Consider the following 1,419-nt stretch of genomic DNA (forward strand, 5'->3'; position numbering starts at 1 on the left):
TGTGATGTGACTGCGTGCCTTTTGAAGAATGAGCCTGCGAGTTATGGTGTGTGGCGAGGTTAACCCGTGTGGGGGAGCCGTAGCGAAAGCGAGTCTGAATAGGGCGTTTGTAGTCGCATGCTGTAGACCCGAAGCGGGGTGATCTACGCATGGGCAGGTTGAAGCGCGGGTAAGACCGCGTGGAGGACCGAACCCACCAGGGTTGAAAACCTGGGGGATGACCTGTGTGTAGGGGTGAAAGGCCAATCAAACTCCGTGATAGCTGGTTCTCCCCGAAATGCATTTAGGTGCAGCGTTGCGTGGTGCTTGCCGGAGGTAGGGCTCTGGTTGGCTGATGGGCCCGACAAGGTTACTGACGTCAGCCAAACTTCGAATGCCGGTAAGTTGAGCGTGGCAGTGAGACTGCGGGGGATAAGCTCCGTGGTCGAGAGGGAAACAGCCCAGATCACCGACTAAGGCCCCTAAGCGTGTGCTAAGTGGGAAAGGATGTGGAGTCGCAGTGACAACCAGGAGGTTGGCTTAGAAGCAGCCACCCTTGAAAGAGTGCGTAATAGCTCACTGGTCAAGTGATTCTGCGCCGACAATGTAGCGGGGCTCAAGTACACCGCCGAAGTCGTGGCACTGCCAGCTTGCTGGTGGTGGGTAGGGGAGCGTCGTGCGAGCCGGTGAAGCCGCCGAGTGATCGTGTGGTGGAGGTCGTACGAGTGAGAATGCAGGCATGAGTAGCGAGTCAGAAGTGAGAATCTTCTGCGCCGAATGACCAAGGGTTCCTGGGGCAGGTTCGTCCGCCCAGGGTAAGTCGGGACCTAAGGCGAGGCCGACAGGCGTAGTCGATGGACAACGGGTTGATATTCCCGTACCCGCTGTGATGCGCCCATATCGAATCCAGTGATACTAAGGGTCCTTAAGCCGGTTGGCTCTTCGGAGCCGGCGTCAGGGTGAACGCCTGGCCTGATCTGGTAGTAGGTAAGCGATGGGGTGACGCAGGAAGGTAGCCCAGCCCGGGCGGTGGTTGTCCCGGGGTAAGCATGTAGGGAGAGAGATAGGCAAATCCGTCTCTCATTGATCCTGAGGTGTGATGCCGAGCCGATTGTGGCGAAGTGGGTGATCCTATGCTGCCGAGAAAAGCCTCTAGTGAGTGTCGCGGCGGCCCGTACCCTAAACCGACTCAGGTGGTCAGGTAGAGAATACCAAGGCGGTCGGGTGAACTGTGGTTAAGGAACTCGGCAAATTGCCCCCGTAACTTCGGGAGAAGGGGGACCTTTACTGGTGATGGAACTTGCTTCTTGAGCTGGTGGGGGTCGCAGTGGCCAGGGGGAAGCGACTGTTTACTAAAAACACAGGTCCGTGCGAAGTCGTAAGACGATGTATACGGACTGACGCCTGCCCGGTGCCGGAACGTTAAGGGGACCGCTTAGC

The 1,419-nt window shown here is 57.8% G+C and carries 1 rRNA gene; it reads left to right on the forward strand.

Annotation, left to right across the window (positions count from 1 at the left end):
• A 23S ribosomal RNA gene (locus HHX37_RS35350) occupies window positions 1-1,419 on the forward strand; the annotation flags it as partial.

It is taken from the genome of Microbispora sp. H10885, from assembly GCF_014161415.1.
In the GTDB taxonomy this organism is placed as follows: domain Bacteria; phylum Actinomycetota; class Actinomycetes; order Streptosporangiales; family Streptosporangiaceae; genus Microbispora; species Microbispora triticiradicis.